We start from the raw sequence: 20,863 nt of genomic DNA, 5'->3' as shown, positions 1-20,863 counted from the left end.
TCAGCCGTCCCTTTCACGTTGTAGACCTAGCTGCCTTCCCGCCACGCACGCCAAAGCCGCGCGTACCGGCCGCCCAGAGCCACCAGCTCCTCGTGGGTTCCGTGCTCCACGACGCGTCCCGCGTCCAGCACGGCGATCCGGTCCGCCGCCATCGCCTGGGTCAGGCGGTGCGCCACGAACAGCGTGGTGCGCCCCAGGCAGGCGGCCGACACGGCGCGCTCCAACTCGGCGGCGCCCTGGCTGCCCGCCTCCGCGGTCGACTCGTCCAGCACCACCACCGGTGCACGGCCCAGCACCAGCCGGGCCAGGGCGATCTGGGCGTCCTTGGTGACGTCCAGGCGCTCACCGCCCTCGCCGACCACGGTGTCCAGCCCATCGGGCAGCGCCGTGACCCACGTGTCGGCGCCGACCCTGCGCAACGCCTCCATCAGCTCGGCGTCGGTCGCCTCCGGCGCGGCCAGCCGCAGGTCGTCGGCGAGCGGGCCGGAGAACACGTGCGTCTCCTGCGTCAGGATGCTCACCAGGGCCCGCGCCCCGGCCTCGTCCAGGGTGGCGAGATCGGTCGATCCGATGCGCACCGACCCGGCCTGCGGGGTCCCGATGCCCGCGATCAGCGCCGCCAGCGTCGTCTTGCCCGCGCCCGTCGCCCCCACCAGCGCGAGCGAACCGCCCGCCGGGATCACCAGGTCGACGTCGCGCAGGACCGGCTCCTCGGAGTCGGGATAGCCGAACGTCAGCCCCTCCACCGTCACCGGGTACGCCCCGGCGTCCGCCGGCGCGACGGCCGCCCGGCCCACCAGCCTCTCCTCCGTGGCCTCGCCCAGCACGCCGACCAGCCGGGTCAGGCTCGCGCCCGACTTCTGCGCCTCGTCGAAGGTGAACATGATGGAGCCCAGCGGGGTGAACAGCCGGTGGAAGAGCAGCGGGGCCACCGATGCCTCGCCCAAGGTGACCGCGTCGGCCTCCAGCAGGACGTACCCCACCGCGATGATCAGGACCAGCCCGATGAACTCGGCGCGGTTCTCCCTGCCGACGAACCGGCCGAAGAACCGGAACACCTCGACGCCGAGATCGCGCACCCGCCACGACTCGCTGGTGACCTTCTCGCGGAAGTCGCCTTCGAGGCGGTACGCCCGGACGGTGCCGATCCCGTTCAGGCCGCTGATCAACGCCTGCGCGCGGTCGGCCTGGGCCTCCCGCTGCCGCTGGTAGAGCGGGGCGGACCGGGGGAGATACCACCGCAGGGCCAGCCCGTACGCGGGCAGCGCGCCGGCGCCCGCCAGGCCGAGCCGCCAGTCCAGGCCGAACATGCCGGCCGTGGCGATGACGACCAGCACCCCCGCCGAGAACACCGTGGGGATGGCCGTCCGGATGCCCTTCGACACCACGGCCACGTCGTCACCGATCCTGGACAGCACGTCGCCCCGGCCGACCTGCTCGATCCGCGCGCTCGGCATGCCCAGCACCGCCTGGACGGCGCCCTCCCGCAACCGCGCGAGCAGGTCCGCGCCCAGCCGCCCGATCAGGTACGTCGACGCCGCGGTGGTCGCCGAGCCGAGCAGCACGGCGGCCACCATCAGCGCCCCGATCGTGACCAGGATCGAGCGCGGTTCGCCCTCGACCACCCCGTCGACCACCTGGCCGAGCAGGAACAGCGGCAGCACCTGCAGCGCCGCCCCGGCCACCGTGGTGAGCACGGTGGCGGTCGTCAGCAGGGGCACCTCGCGCGAGTGCGCCGCGACCCATCGGGTGGCCTCGCGCCCGGTCGCCGTGCGCAGGATGGCCGGAGTGACGTGTGTGCCGGTGGCGCTCACGCCCGTCCCACGCCGCTCGGCTCGTCCGCCGGGGCGGAGCCGCGTCCCGTGACGAGGGCCGCAGCGGTAGGTATCGCCGCGAGCCGCCGCAAGGTCCTCGTACTTATTGTTCGTTGGAGGAACATCCGGATTCCCTTGCTTCCGCCGCAACCCTGACAAGGAGCAAGGAAACCGTAACATGCGAGATTTAGGTTAGCCTAACCTTGCTTTTCAGCCGGATGGGATGGAGGAGGACCGCGTATGGAGAGCACCTTCGCCAAGTTCGGGCTGCCGGGCGAACCCGGCGGCGCCGCGTTCTGGGCGGCGGCGGGGACGCCCGCGTCCGTACCCGCCGACGGCGGCTGGGCGACCCTGTTCCTGTGGCGGGGGTCCCCGGCGACCATCGCCTTCGAGAGCTGGTCGGAGCCGGTCCCGCTACGCCGGTGGGGCGACACGGACTGCTGGTACGCCGAGGTGGCCATGCCCGCGCGGCTGCGGGTGACCTACCAGTTCCGCACGGACGACGCGGCGTACGCCGACCCGTTCAACCCCGTCGGGGCGGGCGGCGACCGGTCCATCGCCGCGACCCCGGACGCCCCCGCCCAGCCGCACTGGCCGGCCGTCGGGGCCGCCGACGTCCTGCCGCTCCCGCGCTCCCGTTTCCGCTGGACCAGCGCGCGGCTCGGCGGACGGCGCACCGTGCGGGTCCACCCGGCGGGCGGTGGGGGGCCGATGGTGCTGCTGCTCGACGGGGACGACTGGCTGTACCTGCACCCGGCCATGACCGCGTTCGACTCGGCCGTCGCCCAGGGCGAGATGCCCGCCGTCACGCTCGTCTTCCTGCCGGCCCAGGCCAGGGACGCCGAACTCGGGTGCAGGCCCGAGCTGTGGGAGGCGATCCGGGACGAACTGCTGCCGCTGGTGGCCGGGAGCGGCGTACCCGCCGACCTGGACCGGCTGGTGGTCGCCGGGCAGAGCCTCGGCGGGCTGAGCGCGATGTACGCGGCCCTGGAGTTCCCGGGCCTGGTGTCCGGCATCGCCTGCCAGTCGGCGTCGTTCTGGTGGACACCCGGCGCCGGGGACCTGGCCGACCCCATGGGCGGTCCGGTCGGCGGCACCATCGCCGCGCGCCTGCGGGAGCGGCCCGATCTGTCCGGCCTGCGGGTCGCGTTCGACGTGGGGGAGCACGAGACGCGGATGCTGCCGCACTGCGAGCTGGTCGAGACCCTGGCCGAGCAGGCCGGCGCGACCGTGCGGGTGTCACGGTCGGCCTCGGGCCACGACCGGGCCGGCTGGCGGCACGCCCTGCTCAGGGACGTCGCCTGGGTGCTCGCCTAGATCGGCCTGGTGCGGGGACGCCGTGGTGACGGCCGCCGTAAGAGCGGCCGTCACCACGGCGGACGTCAGCGCGAGTGCGAGAACGCGTAAGAGCCGCGCCCGCTGTCGCTCAGCCGCTCGGCCACCGCGTCGGCGATCTCCCCGGCCCGCACGGCGGTGTTGGACAGCAGGGTCGAGGTCAGGCCGTGGGTGTGCTCGGTGGCTCCTTGCACGTAGATGCCGCAGCGCAGGCCGGCGGAGGTGGCGATCCGGTAGTCGCGTTCGATGCGCAGGGCGCCCGAGGGCAGCCGCTCGCAGTGCTCGCCGGTGGCGCCCAGTAAGGTCAGCGGGTCGCCGGGCCGGTAGCCGGTGGCGTAGATGAGCACATCGGCCTCCAGGACGGTCCGCTCCCCGGTGGGCAGGAACTCGACGGTGGCGCGCACGCTCTCGGCGCCCCGGTCGACCTCGACGAGCCGGGAGGCGTTGAGGATGCGCAGCCGCTGCCTGCCCTGCACCTTCTCCTGGTAGTGCCGGCGGTACAGCTCGTCGATGAGGTCGAGGTCGACCACGGAGTAGTTGGTGGAGGCGTGGTAGGCGAGCAGGCGCTCCTTGACCGCCTCGGGCGCGTTGAAGTAGTCGTCGACCGCGACGGGGTCGAAGATGCGGTTGGCGAAGGAGCTGTCGTCGGCCGGGGTGTAGCCGTACTTGGAGAACACCGCGCACACCTCGGCGTCGGGGAAGCCGCCGTGCAGGTACTCGGTCACCTCGGCGGCGCTCTGACCGGCGCCGACCACCACGAACCGGCGGGGGTCCGTGACCGAGGGGAGCCGGTCCAGGAGCTCTTCGCTGTGCCAGATGCGCTCGTCGCCGACCATCCCGTCGGGCAGCACCGGGACCAGGCCGACGGCGATGATCAGGTTGCGGGTGCGGCGCGTGCTGAGCTCGCCCTCACCCTGGCGGACCACCACGTCGAGGTACTCCACCGCGCCGTCGACGGTGACGGGAGTGACGGCGACCACCTCCGAGCCGTATTCGACCTGGTCGGCGAAGGGTGCCGCGGCCCACTCCAGGTAGTCGTGGAATTCCGTGCGGGAGGGGAACATCGTCTTGTGGTTGATGAAATCCAGCATCCGGCCGCGCGCCTTGAGATAGGACAGGAAGCCGAACTCGCTGGTGGGGTTGCGCATGGTGACCAGGTCCTTGAGGAAGGAGACCTGCATCGTGGTGTCCTCAAGGAGCATGCCGCGGTGCCATCCGAACGAGAGCTGCTTCTCCAGGAACACCGCGTCGATCTGCTCGCCGGTGCGCGCCTGGCGCTCGCGCAGCGCGATGGCCAGGGCGAGGTTGGACGGTCCGAATCCGATGCCGACGAGGTCGTGGACGGGCTGCTCGGCAATGGGCATGGAAGGCCTTTCGAGTGAGCGGTCCAGGTTGGGTTCCATGGGTGGAATAGACATCTGATTTAGGTTAGGCTTGCCTAACTATATGAGCCTAATCTCTATCCACTCACCTCACAAGGAGAGCGCTGATGCGGGTCGTGATGTTCGGCTATCAGACCTGGGGGCATCGCACGCTCCAGGCCCTACTGAACTCCGGGCACGACGTGGTGCTGGCGGTCACGCATCCCCAGAGCGACCACGCCTACGAGAGGATTTGGAGCGACTCGGTGGCCGAGCTGGCGCAGGCCCACGGTGTGCCGGTGCAGCTTCGCAACCGCCCCGACGACGAACTGCTGCTCACCCTCAAGGAAGTCGAGCCTGACCTCATCGTCGCCAACAACTGGCGCACGTGGATACCGCCGCAGATCTTCACCCTCCCTCGGCACGGCGTCCTCAACGTGCACGACTCGCTGCTTCCGGCCTACGCCGGCTTCTCCCCGCTCATCTGGGCGCTCATCAACGGTGAGAAGGAGGTCGGCGTCACCGCCCACATGATGAACGCCGAACTGGACGCCGGGGACATCGTGGTGCAGCGCGCGATCCCGGTCGGCCCGGCCGACACCACCACCGACCTGTTCCACCGGACGGTCGACCTCATCGAGCCCATCGTCGCCGAGGCCCTCGACCTCATCGCCTCCGGCCGTACCGACTGGACGCCCCAGGACCGCTCGAAGGCCAGCTTCTTCCACAAGCGTTCGATCGAGGACGGCAACATCGACTGGACCTGGCCCGCCGAGGACATCGAACGGCTGGTACGCGCCCAGTCCGACCCCTACCCCAATGCCTTCACCTACTACAAGGGCGAGCGCGTCCGCGTCCTGAGGGCCTCGATCTCCAAGGGCGTCTACGGCGGCACTCCGGGCCGGGTCTTCATCCGCGAGGGCGACGGCGTCGTCATCGTCGCCGGGGCCGAGGCCCGCCGCGGCCGCAGCCACGGTCTGGTGATCGAACGGGTCCGCACCCAGGACGGCACGGACCTGCCGGCCGAGGAGGTGTTCAAGACCATGGGCGGCTACCTCGCCCGCCACCCGTGACCTGATCACCGGTCTCGGGCGCCCCCGGGGTTCAGAGGCGTACCACCGCGGTGTGGGCGTGACCGCGGCTGCCACCGACCTTCACCTTGATCGCCTTCTTGGCCCTGCGCACGCCGCGGTCGTTCTCCTTGACCGATTTCACCGGCCAGGGCAGCGTGATCCGCACCTCGTCGGCGGTCCTGGACGGGTCGGAGACGGCGAGGCGTACCCGCTTGTGGTCGCGGCGGATGACCAGCGTGCACGGGCCGTCGGCGGCGAGCGGCCCGTGCTCGGTCTCGACGGTCCCCGCGCGCCAGAAGACGGCGGCGAGCACGTCGCCGTGGGACACGGCCTGCACCGCCCTGGAGTTGGCGAGGATCTCGATCCGCCGGCCGTACGCGGCGGTCTGCGCGACGGAGGCGCCGGGCAGCACCGCATAGGCGTAGCGGGCCCTGCGCGGATCCACGCCGTGGTCGATGACGAGCGTCGTGTAGTGCCTGGTGACGGGGGTTCTGTCGCCTCCGGTGGTGGCGCCCTTGTCGATGTCCCGCCAGCGGCCGGTGCGCTTCTTGCGGATCACCTTCACGTCGGCGCCGTCGAGCAGCGCGTAACCGGCCACATCGCACAGGTGGACCCAGTCGTCGCCCCGGGTCAGCGGTGGATGCCGGTCGTGGGTGTTGCGGTTCTCCACGATGGTCTCGATGCGGCGGCCGTCGGAGGCGGTGATGCCGGCGCCGAGGGCGATCACCGCGTCATCGAGGAGGAACCACGCCTTCCTGGCCCGCAGCGAGGAGCCGTCGGCGATCAGCCTCATGGCGGCCACGCCGTACTCGCCGTCGAGTGCCACGCCACCCGCCCACGGGGTGGGCGGCAGGCGACGCTTGCCGTGCGGGAGATCGGCCCGTCCGCGGGTGTCGACCGTCGTGCCCGGCAGCCGGTACGGGTCGATCGTGGGCCACAGGTCGTCGTTCCAGTGGGTCAGGTCGCCGGTGTAGAGGTAGGTCATGCCGTCGCCGGTGTACCAGCCGTGCAGGTTCTCCCGGTTCATGGCCTCGGCCGCGCCGATGCGCTCCGAGCTCATCGCGATCGCGTAGGCCCAGGTGGGACGGCGGTGCACGACCCGGTCCATGTCGGCGAAGACGTACGTGCCCGTCGTGCGCGGGCCCACCGGCACCGACGGGTCGGCCAGCAGGGCCTTGGCCTTCGCGATGCTCGCCGGTGGTGCGAGCGTGTCGTAGGGGATGGCCTGGTTGCGGGCGAGCCAGCCCTTCACCAGCGGTCGCCAGCGCCGGGCATGGCGCTCGGGTGCCACCTCCAGCAGGGTCAGGATGGCCTCGACCGCCTTCTGCCCCGAGTGGTGGTCACGGTGGCCCTGCACCGAGATCTGCCGGCCGCGTACGCAGTCCATCATCAGCCCGTCGAAGACGAACGGCGCGAACGAGCGATCCACCAGGTCGTAGACGCCGCCGATCCCCGTGATCTCCCACGGTGACCTCGCGAGCATGGCGATCAGCCTGGCCACGCTCTCCAGGTAGTCCACGCCGTAGCTGCCGGTGTAGGGGTACACGCCGTGCTGGATGAACGACCCGTCGCGGTAGAAGCCGTCGCCCGGGCCCCTGGTCGGCCGCAGCAGGTCGGAGACCGCGTCCCTGGCCCGCTTGATGAGACGGGCGTCGTGGGTGAGCAGCCCGCGCATCGCCACCGCCATGGCCTTGCCCGCGCGGTTGGCGCCGGTCTCGACGACGCCGGGATGGCTGACGCGGCGCTCGGGGTCGGGGCACCAGCGGCGCAAGGGGCGCAGCCAGCGATCGAGGCGGTCCTTGGGCAGGCCGTCGTACATGAGGGCGCAGGTGTCGGTCAGCGAGCGGGGGACGCCGATCTCCCACCAGAACCAGTTGCTGCCCCGCGGGTCGAGCCCCTCGTGGTAGGCGTGCTCGTACAGGAAGTCGAGAGCCCTGGCCGCGGTCTCGGCGACCTGGCCGTCGCGGTGCATGGCGGTGCCGGGTGTCGCCCAGCCCAGCGCCAGCGTGCGCATGCGGTTGTAGGCACGGTTGAAGTTGCCCGTCCGGGGGTCGTCGAGCGGCAGGTCGGGCCAGAGGCTCGGGCGATCGGGGGCGGGATTCAGCTTGCGCAGCACCGCGTTGGCCGAGCCTTCGACCGCCTGCGTCCTGTCGGCGTGGGCGGAGTCGTACGTGTCGCCGGCCAGCAGGTTCACCCATCGCTCACGCGCGGCGTCGAACGCGGCGGCGCCGGCCGCCTCGGCCGGTCTGTCCCACAGGGCGAGCCCGGCCACGGCCGCGGCGCTCAGCAGGGCGGACCGCCGACTGAGGGGGTGGGTCATGAAGGCCTTTCCGACAATCGGGCAAATATCAGATTAAGAGATCATAGGTTGACATCCGGGCGGATCAATTCGGCTCCTGCGACGGTGAGCGAGCACCCGGACGTCGCCGTACCCGCCCTCAGCGGTGATAGCCCGCACCGATCGGCCGGCACGTACGCCAAGGTAGCGGCCCACGCCGTATCACCGTTTCGGTGATAGAGGCATCACGTTGGGTAACAGCATGGCGGGGGAGATCGCCGGACGTCCGGTGGGGGCCGCGCCGGCCCGTCGAAGGGGGAGGTCCGATGAAGGGGTACGACTTCGAGGGACCGGCACTGGAACTCGGGGCCTTGGTGCGGGAAGGCGGCACCGCCGACCCCTCGAAGCCGATCCGGATCCCGGTGAGCATGCTGAACCGGCACGGGCTGGTGGCCGGGGCCACCGGGACGGGGAAGACCAAGACCCTGCAGCTCATGGCGGAGCAGCTCGCGGCCCAGGGCGTGCCGGTCTTCCTCGCCGACGTCAAGGGCGACCTGTCAGGGCTCGCCTCGCCGGGCACGCCCTCCGAGCGCGTCACCCGGCGCGCCGCCGAAGTGGGGCAGACGTGGCGGCCCGCGGCCTGCCCGGTGGAGTTCTTCTCCCTGGGCGGTCTCGGGTCCGGTGTCCCGATCCGCGCCACCATGACCGCCTTCGGGCCGACCCTGCTCGCCAAGGTCCTCGAGCTCAACGACACGCAGGAGTCGTCGCTCGGCCTGATCTTCTATTTCGCCGACAAGCACGGCATGCCCCTGCTGGACCTCAAGGACCTGATCGCGGTCATCCGGTATCTCACCGCCACGCCGGAGGCGCTGAGCGGGATCGGCGGGTTGTCGGTGGCGACGGCGGGGGTGATCCTCCGTGCGCTGACCAATTTCGAGGCGCAGGGGGCGGAGGCGTTCTTCGGCGAGCCGGAGTTCGACGTCCGCGACCTGCTCCGGGTGACGGCGGACGGCCAGGGGACGATCTCCGTTCTCGAGCTGCCCGCCGTGCAGGACCGGCCGCGGCTCTTCTCCACCTTCCTGATGTGGCTGCTGGCCGACCTCTTCCAGGAGCTGCCCGAGGTGGGCGACGCCGACAGGCCGAAGCTCGTGTTCTTCTTCGACGAGGCGCACCTGCTGTTCGACGGCGCGTCCAAGGCGTTCCTGCGGTCGATCGCCCAGACCGTGCGGCTGATCCGGTCGAAGGGCGTGGGCGTGTTCTTCGTCACCCAGACGCCGAAGGACGTGCCGGCCGACGTGCTGGCCCAGCTCGGTGCGCGTGTGCAGCACGCCCTGCGCGCCTTCACCCCCCAGGACGCCAAGGCGCTCAAGGCCACCGTGTCGACCTTCCCGGAGTCCTCCTACGATCTGGAGCGGCTGCTCACCGAGCTCGGCATCGGCGAGGCCGTCGTCACGGTCCTGTCGGAGACGGGCGCGCCGACCCCCGTGGCCTGGACGCGCCTGCGCGCCCCTCAGACGCTCATGGCGCCGTCGAGCCCCGACCTGGTCCAGAGCGTGCTGGAGTCGAAGGAGTTCCGCTCCATGGCGCGGTCGGCGGCGTCCGCCCTCGGCCGGGAGATCACCAGGTCCATCTTCGGCACCCTCCGCCGCGGGCGACGCTGAGCCGGGCGGCTGAGATGTCGTTCATGAATTAGTTCCATGGCCGTAATTGCCTATTGACGGCTTGCATGGCGAGTTCTTAGGTTCCGGTCATGACCTTAATTAGGCACATGCTGGCGTGCGGCATGGCTGCGGCCCTTGCCGTGCTCGGCGCCGCCCCGGCGGCCGCGGCCGCGCCCCGCCTGCAAGATCTCGGAGTTCCCCTGGAGGACGTGCTGCTGATCGGCGGCGCGGTGGCCCCGGGCCCCGGCGGCAAGACCGTGCTGTGGGGAGCCTCCTCGGGCGCCCCCGCCCGCCTCAACGCCGTCGACCCCGCCACCGGCGCGGAGGTGGCCAGGTACGACCTGCCCGGCGCCGGCGGCTCCTGGGCCGTGGACGCCGCCCCAGACGGCAGCGTGTACGTCGGCGCGTACAACGACGGCCGCCTCTATCGCTGGACGGACCAGGGCGGTGTCCAGGACCTCGGCAGGCCGCTGTCCTCGGAGAACTTCATCTGGACCGTGGCCGCGGGCGAGGGCGCCACCGTCTACGGCGGCACCTCCCCGGGCGGCCGCCTGTTCGCCTACGACCCCGCGACCGGCGTACGCGACTACGGCAGGCTCTCACCCGCCCACGCCTACGTCCGCAGCGTCTCCTACGCCGGCGGGAAGATCTACGCGGGCACCGAGGCCCCCGCCGCCGTCTTCGAGATCGACGCCGCCTCGGGCGCGACCCGGCAACTCCCCACACCCGACGGCCTCGACCCGGCGGGCAAGTGGGCCTATGACGTCAACGTCGCGGCAGGCTTCCTCTACGTCCGCTTCGGCGGGGCGAGCCCCGGCCCGCTGCACGTGTGGGACATCGCCGCCGGCCGGTGGAGCGACACCCTCGACGCCGCGCACGGCCTGGACGTCTCACCCCCGGACGACGAAGGGGCGGTCTACCTGGTCAAGGGCGGTGAGCTGGTCCGCTACGACCCCCGGACCAAGGCCACGACGCCGACCGGGGTGCCCGTCACGGGCCGGGTGGCCAACACGCGCGGCATCGGCTGGGCCGAGCTGGGCCTGCCGGACTACCCGGGCAAGAGCGTCGTCGGCCTGCTCTGGCGCGGGCTGATGTTCCGCTACAACCCGCAGACCCACGCCAAGTCGTTCGTGCAGACGGCGGTCAAGGGCGAGCCCATCGACGTGACCGCGCTCGCGGAAGGCCCCGACCACCGCATGTACGCCGGCGGCTTCCTCAACGGCGGCTTCGCCGCCCTGGACCCGAAGACGGGCGACACGACCGAGTTCCACACGTTCTCCCAGAGCGAGGACATGACCGCCCACGACGGCAAGCTCTACATCGGCGCCTATCCCGAGGCCAGGGTCTACGCCTACGACCCGGCGCTGCCGTGGAACAGCACCGAGTACTCGCCCAGCCCCGAGCCGGGCCCGGCGGCGAACCCGGAGCGGTTGTTCGACCTGGCCGCCGACAAGCAGATCAGGCCGCGGGCGCTGGTGTCGGCGGGCCGCTACCTCGCCGCCGGCACCATGCCGGACCTCGGCCAGCTCGGCGGCGTCCTGGCCGTGTGGGATCCGCGGACCGGGACGCTCAAGCACGCCCAGCGCGACGTGGTCAAGGACCAGAGCATCGTCTCGCTCGCCTACCGCGACGGCGTGCTCTACGGCGGCACGTCGATCTACAGCGGCCAGTCGGCCACGCCGCCGACGCAGCCGGAGGCCACGCTGTTCGCGTGGTCGGTGAAGCAGAACCGGCTGCTGTGGGAGATCGTCCCCGCCCCGGGCAAGCCCGCGGTGCCCGCGCTGGCGTTCGACGACCGGGGACGGTTGTGGGGGATCGCGGGCGGCGAGGTGTTCACGGTCGACACCGCGGCCCGCAAGGTGGTCGGACGCGTCACGCTGTCGGACAGCAGGAGCGCCGGCGGGCAACTCGCCTTCAACCGGCGGGACCGCCTGCTGTACGGCGCGCACGCGGGCCAGTCCGTCTTCTCGCTCGACCCGCGGACCGGGCGGCACACCGCGCTGCGGCAGGGACCCGTGCACCAGCTCGCGGTGCACGGGTCCGGGGACGTCTACTTCGCCGAGGGGCCGCGCCTGTTCCGGCTGGCCCGTCAGCAGACGCGATAGGTGTAGAAGTTCTCGAAGCGTGACAGGTAGAGGTGACCGTCGGGGCCGAGGAGCAGGTTCGAGATCGGGCGGGCGATGAGCGCGAGCGCCATCGTCCCCGGGTCGATCCGGTACGCCTTGCCCTGTACCTTGCCCCACAGGTAGCCCTTGTGGAAGACGAGGTTGGTGTCCAGCCAGACCTGCGTGGCGCTGGACCAGGGGTAGGTCTGGTGCTGCACGGCCCTGACGGTCCGCCCGGTGGCCGGGTCCAGCTCGAACAGGCTGTCCGGCGTCAGCCCCCACAGCCGCCCGGCGCCGTCGAAGGCGATCGAGCCGAGCGCGAGGTCGCCGGGGACGGGAGTGGTCTGCCAGAGGAGCGAGTCCGTGGCGATGTCGTACGCGAACGCCACGGCCTCGCCCCGTGGCGTGCTGGTGCCGCCGAAGGCCGAGGTGGCGCCGTAGACGATCCCGTCGCGGTAGGCCAGGCCGATGATGCTGTGGCCGGGAATGAGGTCCCGCCTGATCACCGTGCGCCCGGTGGCGGGGTCGAGCAGGCCGAGCGCGCCGCCGTGGGTGCCGGACTTGGGCACCGTGCCGAAGGCCAGCCAGTCGCCCGCGGAGATCATCGCGAAGGGCCGGTCCTGCTCCTGGCCGCCGAGGTCGAGGAGGAGCCTGGGCGCGGTCCCGTCGAACTCGTAGATCCGGGCGCCGGGGTAGACGCCGAGGTAGAGCTTGCCCTTGTGCGTGACGATGCCCTCGCTCTGGCCGACGTTCTGCCAGCTCTGGGTCTCGCCCGTGGCCGGGTCGTAGGCGGCCAGGCCGCCGGTGAAGAAGCCGCCCGCATAGACGCGGCCGTCGGGGCCCGTGCCGAGCGAGCGGATGCTGACGGGCTGGCCGGTCAGCGTGCCGTCGAGCAGCCGGCCCTGTCCGGTCTTGCGGTCGAAGTGCCAGATGCGGCCGGTGGAGCTGGTGCCGACCAGGGTGTGGCCGAGCCAGCCGAGCGGGCGGGCGGCGCCTTCGCCGTACCCGGTGAAGCCCAGTTTGGTGATCTTCCGGGTCTTGAGGTGGTATTTGACGAGCTCGTCGTCCTGGAACAGGTAGAGGTCGTCACCGTGCCTGCCGCCGCCGACGGTCAGGCTGTCGACGTCCTCCACGACGTCCATCCACCTGCGCGTGCCCAGGTCGTACACGCCCATGGGGTTGGCGCCGGTGGAGGTGACGAAGCGGACCAGCAGGTAGCGGCCGACCACGTCCACGTCGTAGGCGTAGCCGGTGCCCTCGATGGGCGGCTCGATCACCCGCTGGACGGCGCCGCCGGGGGAGAGGATCGCGACCTTCATGCTGCTCGCCCCGACGCCCGCGTACACGGTGCCGTTCTCGCCCACGGCCAGGTCTCTGACGAACTGGTCGCCCGGGACGGGACTGCCCAGATCGGTGTACCCGCCGGTCGCGGTGTCGTAGCGGAAGAGCTTGCCCGTGGGCGAGGTGCCGCCGTAGACGGCCGAGCCGTCGGGGCTGGCGGCGACGGTCCAGACGAACGTCTCGGTCGAGATGGGGATGCCGAGCTCGCTCACCTGGTCGGTCGACGGGGTGTAGCGGAAGAGGCGGCCCATCGCCCCGGCGGTGGCGTTGTAGCTGCCCACGTACACCGAGTGGTCCGGTGCGACGGTGACGGCCCAGGAGCCGAGCGCGAGCGGAAGCGGCCGCTCGCCGATCAGGCGGCCGTCGCGGGCGTTCCTGATCCCGAGCATCGCCGGGCCGGAGGCGCTGGAGGTGACGGAGTAGACGCGCGGGCCCTGCGGGTGGCGGGCGTCCAGCGCGGTGCCGGCGGTGGTGGCACCGGTCAGGGGGAGTGTGCCGAGGTTCTGGAAACCGCACCCGGTGGGTGGGGCTGCTGCCGTTTCGGCCTGGGCCGGAACGGTGAGGGATAAGGCGGTAAGGAGTGCGACTGCGATGACGCGCACGGGAGACCTCCCAGGGAGTTGCATAACGGCCTTGACCGTAATATGCCGGCGCAGTCGTGACAAGGGCGGCGCGGGGCTTGGCGTGAACGGGCGGGGCTCCCTCATCGGTCCGGCAGGCCGAACGGGGCCGGCACCTTCCTGCCGTTCGCCATGACGACCTCGAAGCTGCGGTCGCCGCCGCCGGCGAAGCCGAGCTCGTCGTCCCCGTCGCCGTCGAAGTCCCCCGCCGAAACGGCTCCGCCCGGTTCGGCCCGTCGATCCCGCCACCGGAGACGAGGTCGTCGAGGCCGTCTGGGGCTCGGGCCGGGGCTGGGGCCGGAGTTCGCCGCCGCATCCCGCGAGCAAGAGGGTCGACGCCGGCCAGATCGGCACCCTTCGCGGCACAGGCACAGAGGCTAGTGCGTCGCCTCCCGCGCTGTCTGCGCCGAGCGAACGGGCCGGATCGCGCGGACCCGCCGTCGGCCCGCCGGCCGGCGCCTGTGCTACCTGCTGTGGTCGATGACGTTGCCGTTGGAGCAGTTGTTCACGTGATCGCCCACCCAGTCTCCCAGGACCGGGACCACCGCCACCTGGTGCATGCAGACGGCCGCTGCGGTGAAGTTCCAGTTGTTCGCCGCGTTCACCCCTGCGCCGAAGTTCGAGTCGTGGTCGGCATGCGCGGGGGCGGCGATCCCCGCCGCGCCCAGTGCGAGCAGGGTCGTCGCGAAAGCCTTCTTCATGCGGTCACTCTCCGTTGTGGTGCCGGACAAATTCATTACCAAGCGTAGTCAAAAGAATACTGGCCGTGAAGCGCCGAGCTGCACGACACGCGTTGTCACAGATCGGGGTGCCGGCCGGTCTGAGCTGGTGCACGGCCGGATCGAGCCGGCCACCGTTTCGTGAGGGAACCCTGATGAGCACCGATCATGCGCACGCTCACCATCTCGACAACCCGGACAAGAGCGGGCCGCCACCGAAGATCGACGTGGTCGCCACCGTGCCGGGCGCGCCGCCCGCGCCGGAGGGGGCCGAGGCGATGACGATCCTGGTCACGTTGCCGCCGAACAGCCCGGGCGCGCCGCCGCACCGCCACTCCGGGCCCGCGTACGGGTACGTGATCAAGGGGGCCATCAACTTCGAGCTCGAAGGCGAGCCCGTACGGGTCGTCCGGGCCGGTGAGGCGTTCTGGGAGCCCGGCGGGGACGTCATCCACTACCAGGACGGCAACCATCTCGCGGACGAGGAGTCGGCGTTCACGGTGACGATGTTCTGCGCGCCCGGACAGCCGATGCTGACCGTGGTCAGCCCGGAGGAGCTGGAGGCCCGGCGCGACCGTCGGGCGCCGCGGTCATGACCAAGGTCTCGCTGACCGAGGTCGTCGGCGATCTGCTCAGGCTCGCCCGTGAGGCGGGCAGCGGTCGCGGCGCCACCACCGTCCACGGCGGACACGATCGTTCGCTGCGGCAGACCGTGATGGCGTTGCGGCAGGGCGAGCACATGCACGAACACGAGCATCCCGGCGAGGTCACGGTGCAGGTGCTGCGGGGGCGGGTGCGGCTGGTCGCCGGGCCCGACTCGTGGGACGGGGAGCCCGGCGACCTGCTGGTCATGCCCGAACGCCGGCACCGCGTGGAGGCCGTGGAGGACTGCGCGTTCCTGTTCACCACCGCACGCTGACGACGCCGAAGGCGGGAACCGAACCCGGTTCCCGCCTTCGGCCCTGCGGGTGCGGCCTTGCGGGAACGGCATCGCGAGTCGGCGGAGCCGGAGAGCCCGGCCAGGTGGCGCCGGGGTCCGCTTCGAGATCCGGCGGTCTTGGCGACCCCGGCCCGCACCGACTCCTGGTCGGTCACGTCCAGTTCGAGGGCCAGCATCTCGCCGGGTGCCTTGCGCACCAGGGCCTCCAGCCGGTCGGCGCGCCGGGCCCCGACCGCGACCCGGGCCCCCTCCGCCGAGAAGGCCAGCGCGGCGGCCTCGCCGATGCCCGACGACGCTCCGGTGACGAGGATGACCTTGCCCGTCAACGTGTCGCTCATGTGCTTCCTTTCCACCCCGGGCTCTCCTGTCCCCACCTAGGACCGGACAGCCGCCAGGCGTGTGACAGCCGGGCGGAATCCCTTCCGGGCCGCGGACGACCCGTCGGACGTGCAGGGTCAGCTCCGCCCTTGGCGGGCAACCCGCGACTTGGCCCGGTATGCGTCTTGGGTGTCTGCAGAGTCGTGCGATAGGGGACGAAAGGCGGGGGCGTGGAGCAACGTAAGCGGGCGCCCGCCGCGAGCTTCTCGCCACGGGCCAGACCGTCCGCAAGCGCAAGAACGACGCCTCGACGAGCGACGAGCTGACCGCGCAGGAGAAACAGATGGCCCTGCGCGTACGGGACGGCCTGTCCAACCCGGAGATCGGGGCCCGGCTCTTCCTGAGCTCCCGGACGGTCGAATGGCACCTCCGTAAGATCTTCAATAAACTCGGGATCAGCTCGCGAAGGCGGCTCGGCGACGCCCTGTCCCGCGGCGGGCAGCCCTGACGCGGTGTGGCCGCTCGTGACCGTGGCCTTCCCTGGCCCCGGTCGGCCAGTGAGACTCCCTGGTGCGACCCGGCGGTCGGCCGCGCGAGTCTCGTCGTGCCGGCGACGCCCGCTTCCGCGTCGTCCTCGACCCGAGAGAGTGAGGCAGCCATGTACGATCAGCCGCTCGACGGAGCCGTCGCGCTCGTCACCGGCGCCAGCAGCGGAATCGGCGCCGCGACCGCGCGCCGCCTCGCCCGCGAGGGCGCGGCGGTGGCCCTGGCCGCCCGCCGCCGCGACCGCCTCGACCAGGTCGTGAGCGACATCGCGAAGCTGGGCGGAGCGGCGGTCGCGCTGGAGGCCGACATCACCGATCCCGCACGCGCCGACGCCATGGTGCAGGACACGCTGGACCGGTTCGGGCGCCTGGACATCCTGGTCAACAACGCCGGGATCATGCTGCTCAACTCGGCGCTGCACACCACCATCGAGGAGTGGGATCGGATGGTCTCGCTCAACGTGGCGGCGCTGCTGCACGTCACGCACGCCGCCGTCCCGCACCTGATCTACGCGGCGTCCACCTCCCCACGGCAGGTGGCGGATCTGGTGAACGTCAGCTCGACGGCCGGGCGCGTCGCCCGGCCGGGGAGCAGCGTCTACAACCTGACCAAGTTCGGGATGAACGCGTTCGCCGAATCGCTTCGCCAGGAACTGCTCGGCGAACGCGTCCGGGTCAGCGTGGTGGAGCCCGGCACCGTGGACACCGAACTGGTGGACCACCTCAGCGACACCACCCGCGACGCGGCCCGCCGGCAGATCGACGGCATCGAAGCGCTGCGGCCGGAGGACATCGCGGACGCGATCGCCTACATCGTCACGCGGGAGCGGCGGGTCGCCGTCAACGAGATGCTGGTCCGTGCCGGCGACCAGACCTGGTAGGCCGGAGCCCGTCCACAGCAGCCCTGCCGTCAGCCCTGCCGTCAGCCCTGCCGTCAGCCCTGCCGTCAGCCCTGCCGTCAGTCCTGCCGTCAGCTCCGCCGTCAGTCCTGCCGTCAGTCCGCCGACAGCGCCTCGGCGAGGTGCCGATGGCCCACCGTCTCGAAGCCGACCACCGTCACGGCCGGTCCTGACATCAGCACGACCAGGCACCACGACATGCTCATGCCCAGCTCGGCGCAGACCACCGCGGCCACGAGCACGCCGGCGGTTCCCGCCAGGAGGAGCAGGTGGAACGGGTCGCGGTGCCGAATGAAGATCATGTAGAGGACGTACAGCACGAGTACGTACAGCGACACCGGCACCGCGACGGTCAGCACCGTGGCCGTGCTTCCCAGGGCGGTCTCGCCCTCCAGGAAGTACGCCGCGACGTGGAGGCCGGCGCCCGTGGCGGCCACGGAGCCGAACAGGAGGATGTGACCGGCGCTCCACACGTACGCGCGCTCCCGGTGCCGCTCCAGCACCTCACCCCACGGCACGGCGAAGTACGTCCACCAGATGCCGAACGTGAGGCCGATGCCGGCCACGGCGAGGAGCGCGGCGTCGACGGTCCAGCCGTGCGCGGTGTGCACGAGCGCGTTGAGGGCCGCGACAGTGCCGAAGATCCCCTCGCCCAGGGTGATCAGCATGAGCAGGCCGTGCCGCTCCGCGATGTGGCGGGCGTGCCATGGTGTGGGGCCGCGGCGCTCGGCCAGCACGGGACCGGCCAGTTCGAGGGCGAACAACACGCAGCCTCCCAGCAGGAATCCCGGGAGCGGCGGTCTCAGCAGGGCGAGCACCACCCAGCCGGCCTGGGCGAAGCCGATCGTCCACAGGTATTTGCGCGCGGCCGGCGCGCGGTCGCGGTCGTGCCGGGCGACCAGGGACCACAGGAAGACCATGGACACCCGCATCACGACGTACCCGAGGACCATCACGCCGAGGTTCAGGGCCGTCCCCCGGTCGAGGGACGCGAACATCTCCTCGATCCCGAGCGTCAGCACGATCACGCCGACCATCTGCATCATCGTGGCGACCCGGAACACCCAGTCGTCGTTGTCGTAGGCCGAGGCGAACCAGGAGTAGTTCATCCAGGCCCAGGCGACGGCGAGGACCGCGAAGCCGAAGCCCCCGATCGCCGTGCCGAGGTGGCCCTCCGCCAGGTAGTGCGCCAGCTCGTTCGCGGCGGTCCCGAACGCGACCACGAAGGTCAGGTCGTAGAGCAGCTCCAGCGGGGTCGCGCCGCGGTGCGCCTGCTTCGGGTCGCGGCCGGAGAGCGGCCGGTGCCGATGGTCCCTGCGCTGACCGGCCTCGGTCATGACGTGGCCGCGCCGTTGACGGAGCCGGGACGGCGACATCGATTCATGTCCACGATCTGACTCCTCACCCTCAGGGGAGCCGGCAGGGGGCGGCTTCCGCCCCGGACATACTCGCACGGCCCTTTCGACCCGAGGAGACCCATCGGACCCGCTTCGCCCCCATCCAGGAGGAACGTCACCTCGGATCGGCCCGGGGGGTGAGCCGTGGCACGGGACGCGCTGGGCCTCGAATACGTCCGGCCCCGGCTGTACGTCCGCGACGACTGGACCTGGCACCACGACACCGCCACGTCAAAGACCGCGGCATGACCGCCCCGAAGGGACGTCGGCACCGCCCCGGCCGTCGCAGGGTTGGCCGAGATCTTCCACCCCACCCGCTCGAACCAGCACATCGCTCGCCGTCGCGTGGCGAGGTCCATGCGGAGAAGGTGCGGGTGTTCGGCGGAGCTGGGTATTGGCGCTCACCGGGCAGTAAAGGCATACAGATCAAATGTTAATGGTGATATCGATGTCCATAGGGGATGAAATAGCAGGAAGGACGAGGCTGCGGGCAGCACACGGGCGGGGGATGAGATGGCACTGATTCTGGTCACCGGGGCATCCACCGGGCTCGGGCACAGCACGGTGAACGCGCTGGCCGACGAGGGGCATGACGTGGTCGTCCACGTCCGTAACCAGGCCCGTCTCACGGAGGAGGACGGCACCGCCCGGTGGAAAGGCGTCGTCCTCGGGGATCTCACCGAGCTGGACGAGATCCGCGGCGTGGCCCGGCAAGCGTCCAGGTTCGGCCGTTTCGACGCCGTCATCCACAACGCCGGGACCATGCGCACCCCCGAGGCGGCCACCGTCAACACCGTCGCGCCCTACCTGCTGACGGCCCTGATGGACAAACCGGCCAGGCTCATCTACCTCAGCAGCTCCATGCACCGAGGCGGCTCCACCGACCTGCGCGGGCTGAGCGCCGGCACCGCCTCCTACAGCGACAGCAAGCTGTGGGTCACCGCCCTCGCGCTCGCGCTCGCGTCCCGGTGGGAGGGAACCGCCAGCCATGCGGTCGACCCCGGCTGGGTCCCCACCCGGATGGGCGGCGCCGGCGCACCGGACGACCTGACCGCCGGGCACGAGACACAGGTGTGGCTGGCCACCCACCCTGACGTGACCCCGGGCACCGGCGGCTACTGGTACCACCGGCAGGCGCAGACCCCACACCCGGCGGCGCGGGACGAGGAGTTCCAGGCTCGCCTCATCGAGGTCCTGGAGAGCCGCACAGGCGTCCCGCTCGACTGACCCACCCCGGCCGGCCGGCGGGATCGTCTCCGCGATGGCCGCGAGGAGGCGACCAAGCCGGGCGGGCCGGTCTACATCCCGTCCGCGTCCAACCCGTTCGTGATCACGAGCATGGACCCGCCCCGGCACGCCCGGGTCCGCAAGCTCATGTCGCAGACGTTCACCCCGCGCATGGTGGAGCGGCTCCAGCCCCGGGTGCAGGCCATCGTCGATGACCTGCTCGATCCGCTGGAGCCGCCCGCCGACCTGGTACGGGACTTCACCGGGCCGCTGCCGGTCATGGTGATCTGCGAGCTGCTCGGCGCCCCGTACGAAGACCGCGCCCAGATCGAAGGCTGGTCCCGCACACTGACGTCCAACACGTTGCCCCTGGAGGAGATCAGGGTCGCCGAGCGGGAGATCCAGGCGTACCTGCGTGGGCTCGTCGAGCTCAAACGCCGCGAACCCGACGAGGCGCTGATCGCGGAGCTGGTCCGCGTCAACGACGCCGAACACCACCTGTCGGCGGACGAGCTGGTGTCGAACCTGCAGGTGCTGCTGACCGCCGGCCACGAGACGACGGTCAACCAGCTCGGCAACTTCACGGTCACCCTGCTGCGCAACCCCGACCAGCTCGCGCTGCTCCGCGACGACCCGAGCCGCATGCCCCAGGCGCTGGAGGAGCTGTTCCGCTACAGCAGGCTCAGCAGCTCCGCGCTGCCCAGGGTGACGACGGAGGACATCCTGCTGGAGGGCGTGCTCATCCCGAAGGGCGCCGCGGTGATGCCCATCGTCTCCGCGGCCAACCGCGACCCGTCCGTCTATCCGGAGCCGCACCGGTTCGACATCACGCGGCCGGAGCCCGCCCCGCACACCGCGCTCGGCCACGGGACCCATTTCTGCCTCGGCGCCCACCTGACGCGGCTGGAGCTGCGCGTCGCGCTCACGTCGTTGTTCGAGCGCTTCCCGAAGCTCACGCTCGTCACCGACGACCTGTCCTACGACCCGATCTCGCCGGGCCGCCGGCTCATGTCGTTGCGGGTGACCTGGTAGCACCCTCTTCCCTTCCGGGTTTCATCCCAGGGCGCGAATACGAAGGTCGAGGGCGTCGATTTCCTTGGATTCGTACGTCCGCCCGGGTCTGATCCTTCGCTTCGCCATTCTCCGAAATGACGGGCCGGCCGAGAATGACGTCACGCCGCTCACCGGCCCTCGTGCCGTCTCCTCCAGCGCGGTGAAGAGCACGCTCGC

16 protein-coding genes and 1 pseudogene are annotated in these 20,863 nt (G+C 71.3%); 10 read left to right on the top strand and 7 right to left on the bottom strand.

All coding sequences use genetic code 11. The annotated features are described in order from the left end of the window. Positions 1-26 precede the first annotated feature (26 nt). Entirely contained in the window at positions 27-1,814 is a 1,788-nt protein-coding gene (locus tag AB0I15_RS36195) for an ABC transporter ATP-binding protein (protein ID WP_358105749.1), read from the bottom strand. A gap of 240 nt (positions 1,815-2,054) precedes the next feature. Here AB0I15_RS36195 and AB0I15_RS36190 point away from each other — a divergent pair, with 240 nt between their 5' ends. Beyond that, entirely contained in the window at positions 2,055-3,131 is a 1,077-nt protein-coding gene (locus AB0I15_RS36190; RefSeq protein ID WP_358105746.1) for an alpha/beta hydrolase-fold protein, read from the top strand. A 65-nt stretch (positions 3,132-3,196) separates the two neighbouring features. Here AB0I15_RS36190 and AB0I15_RS36185 read toward each other — a convergent pair whose 3' ends face one another. Beyond that, the gene (locus AB0I15_RS36185) at positions 3,197-4,513 is read right to left on the bottom strand and encodes a lysine N(6)-hydroxylase/L-ornithine N(5)-oxygenase family protein (RefSeq protein ID WP_358105743.1); all 1,317 of its coding nucleotides are present in this window, start codon (positions 4,511-4,513) and stop codon (positions 3,197-3,199) included. A 125-nt stretch (positions 4,514-4,638) separates the two neighbouring features. Here AB0I15_RS36185 and AB0I15_RS36180 point away from each other — a divergent pair, with 125 nt between their 5' ends. After that, the gene (locus AB0I15_RS36180; protein ID WP_358105740.1) at positions 4,639-5,583 is read left to right on the top strand and encodes a methionyl-tRNA formyltransferase; all 945 of its coding nucleotides are present in this window, start codon (positions 4,639-4,641) and stop codon (positions 5,581-5,583) included. Positions 5,584-5,614: 31 nt separating this feature from the next. On the opposite strand, the gene AB0I15_RS36175 is transcribed toward AB0I15_RS36180, so the two are convergent. Further along, a complete protein-coding gene (locus tag AB0I15_RS36175; RefSeq protein ID WP_358105736.1) occupies positions 5,615-7,903 on the bottom strand; it encodes a polysaccharide lyase 8 family protein in 2,289 nt (762 codons plus the stop codon). A 284-nt stretch (positions 7,904-8,187) separates the two neighbouring features. Between AB0I15_RS36175 and AB0I15_RS36170 the strand changes: the two genes are divergently transcribed. Together AB0I15_RS36170 and AB0I15_RS36165 are read left to right on the top strand one after the other, a co-directional pair. Continuing rightward, complete coding sequence (locus AB0I15_RS36170; RefSeq protein WP_358105733.1) at positions 8,188-9,522, top strand: helicase HerA-like domain-containing protein; 1,335 nt, start codon at positions 8,188-8,190, stop codon at positions 9,520-9,522. A 122-nt stretch (positions 9,523-9,644) separates the two neighbouring features. Further along, positions 9,645-11,627, top strand: coding sequence for a hypothetical protein (locus tag AB0I15_RS36165; protein WP_358105730.1), 1,983 nt, complete (start codon positions 9,645-9,647; stop codon positions 11,625-11,627). Here the strand turns inward: AB0I15_RS36165 and AB0I15_RS36160 are convergent. Then, positions 11,612-13,570 (bottom strand): hypothetical protein, encoded by a 1,959-nt coding sequence (locus AB0I15_RS36160; RefSeq protein WP_358105727.1) that lies wholly within the window; start codon positions 13,568-13,570, stop codon positions 11,612-11,614. The genes AB0I15_RS36165 and AB0I15_RS36160 overlap by 16 nt on opposite strands. A 482-nt stretch (positions 13,571-14,052) precedes the next feature. Next, positions 14,053-14,289, bottom strand: a complete 237-nt coding sequence (locus AB0I15_RS36155) for a hypothetical protein (protein WP_358105724.1) — start codon at positions 14,287-14,289, stop codon at positions 14,053-14,055. Between the two features lie 173 nt (positions 14,290-14,462). Between AB0I15_RS36155 and AB0I15_RS36150 the strand changes: the two genes are divergently transcribed. Further along, on the top strand, positions 14,463-14,903 hold the full coding sequence (locus AB0I15_RS36150; RefSeq protein WP_358105721.1) for a cupin domain-containing protein: 441 nt from the start codon (positions 14,463-14,465) through the stop codon (positions 14,901-14,903). Further along, positions 14,900-15,226, top strand: a complete 327-nt coding sequence (locus tag AB0I15_RS36145) for a cupin domain-containing protein (RefSeq protein WP_358105718.1) — start codon at positions 14,900-14,902, stop codon at positions 15,224-15,226. Before AB0I15_RS36150 ends, AB0I15_RS36145 begins: the two co-directional genes overlap by 4 nt. A 143-nt stretch (positions 15,227-15,369) precedes the next feature. On the opposite strand, the pseudogene AB0I15_RS36140 reads toward AB0I15_RS36145, so the two are convergent. Continuing rightward, positions 15,370-15,585 (bottom strand): annotated as a pseudogene (locus AB0I15_RS36140) (SDR family NAD(P)-dependent oxidoreductase); the annotation flags it as partial. A gap of 302 nt (positions 15,586-15,887) precedes the next feature. Between AB0I15_RS36140 and AB0I15_RS36135 the strand changes: the two are divergent. Continuing rightward, positions 15,888-16,073 carry a helix-turn-helix transcriptional regulator gene (locus AB0I15_RS36135; protein WP_358105863.1) on the top strand — a complete coding sequence of 62 codons (186 nt, stop codon included), beginning with the start codon at positions 15,888-15,890 and terminating at the stop codon, positions 16,071-16,073. A gap of 150 nt (positions 16,074-16,223) precedes the next feature. Further along, positions 16,224-16,991, top strand: coding sequence for an SDR family NAD(P)-dependent oxidoreductase (locus tag AB0I15_RS36130; protein WP_358105711.1), 768 nt, complete (start codon positions 16,224-16,226; stop codon positions 16,989-16,991). A gap of 113 nt (positions 16,992-17,104) precedes the next feature. Here the strand turns inward: AB0I15_RS36130 and AB0I15_RS36125 are convergent, their stop codons facing one another. Next, a complete protein-coding gene (locus AB0I15_RS36125; RefSeq protein ID WP_358105708.1) occupies positions 17,105-18,346 on the bottom strand; it encodes a low temperature requirement protein A in 1,242 nt (413 codons plus the stop codon). 573 nt (positions 18,347-18,919) lie between these two features. Between AB0I15_RS36125 and AB0I15_RS36120 the strand changes: the two genes are divergently transcribed. Further along, a complete protein-coding gene (locus tag AB0I15_RS36120) occupies positions 18,920-19,633 on the top strand; it encodes an SDR family NAD(P)-dependent oxidoreductase (protein ID WP_358105705.1) in 714 nt (237 codons plus the stop codon). Positions 19,634-19,732: 99 nt separating this feature from the next. After that, positions 19,733-20,665, top strand: a complete 933-nt coding sequence (locus AB0I15_RS36115) for a cytochrome P450 (RefSeq protein ID WP_358105701.1) — start codon at positions 19,733-19,735, stop codon at positions 20,663-20,665. The last annotated feature ends 198 nt before the right edge of the window (positions 20,666-20,863 follow it).

The organism is Nonomuraea sp. NPDC050643 (genome assembly GCF_040654715.1).
Lineage (GTDB): Bacteria > Actinomycetota > Actinomycetes > Streptosporangiales > Streptosporangiaceae > Nonomuraea.
This window is presented reverse-complemented; position numbering and strand designations above follow the sequence as displayed.

Bases quoted from the DNA above. Each gene is read 5' to 3' on its own strand.
- AB0I15_RS36130 (WP_358105711.1), top strand. From the start codon at position 16,224: ATGTACGATCAGCCGCTCGACGGAGCCGTCGCGCTCGTCACCGGCGCC.
- AB0I15_RS36120 (WP_358105705.1), top strand. From the start codon at position 18,920: ATGGCACTGATTCTGGTCACCGGGGCATCCACCGGGCTCGGGCACAGC.
- AB0I15_RS36170 (WP_358105733.1), top strand. From the start codon at position 8,188: ATGAAGGGGTACGACTTCGAGGGACCGGCACTGGAACTCGGGGCCTTG.
- AB0I15_RS36180 (WP_358105740.1), top strand. From the start codon at position 4,639: ATGCGGGTCGTGATGTTCGGCTATCAGACCTGGGGGCATCGCACGCTC.
- AB0I15_RS36165 (WP_358105730.1), top strand. From the start codon at position 9,645: ATGGCTGCGGCCCTTGCCGTGCTCGGCGCCGCCCCGGCGGCCGCGGCC.
- AB0I15_RS36185 (WP_358105743.1), bottom strand. From the start codon at position 4,513: ATGCCCATTGCCGAGCAGCCCGTCCACGACCTCGTCGGCATCGGATTC.
- AB0I15_RS36125 (WP_358105708.1), bottom strand. From the start codon at position 18,346: ATGACCGAGGCCGGTCAGCGCAGGGACCATCGGCACCGGCCGCTCTCC.
- AB0I15_RS36175 (WP_358105736.1), bottom strand. From the start codon at position 7,903: ATGACCCACCCCCTCAGTCGGCGGTCCGCCCTGCTGAGCGCCGCGGCC.
- AB0I15_RS36150 (WP_358105721.1), top strand. From the start codon at position 14,463: ATGAGCACCGATCATGCGCACGCTCACCATCTCGACAACCCGGACAAG.
- AB0I15_RS36190 (WP_358105746.1), top strand. From the start codon at position 2,055: ATGGAGAGCACCTTCGCCAAGTTCGGGCTGCCGGGCGAACCCGGCGGC.
- AB0I15_RS36155 (WP_358105724.1), bottom strand. From the start codon at position 14,289: ATGAAGAAGGCTTTCGCGACGACCCTGCTCGCACTGGGCGCGGCGGGG.
- AB0I15_RS36145 (WP_358105718.1), top strand. From the start codon at position 14,900: ATGACCAAGGTCTCGCTGACCGAGGTCGTCGGCGATCTGCTCAGGCTC.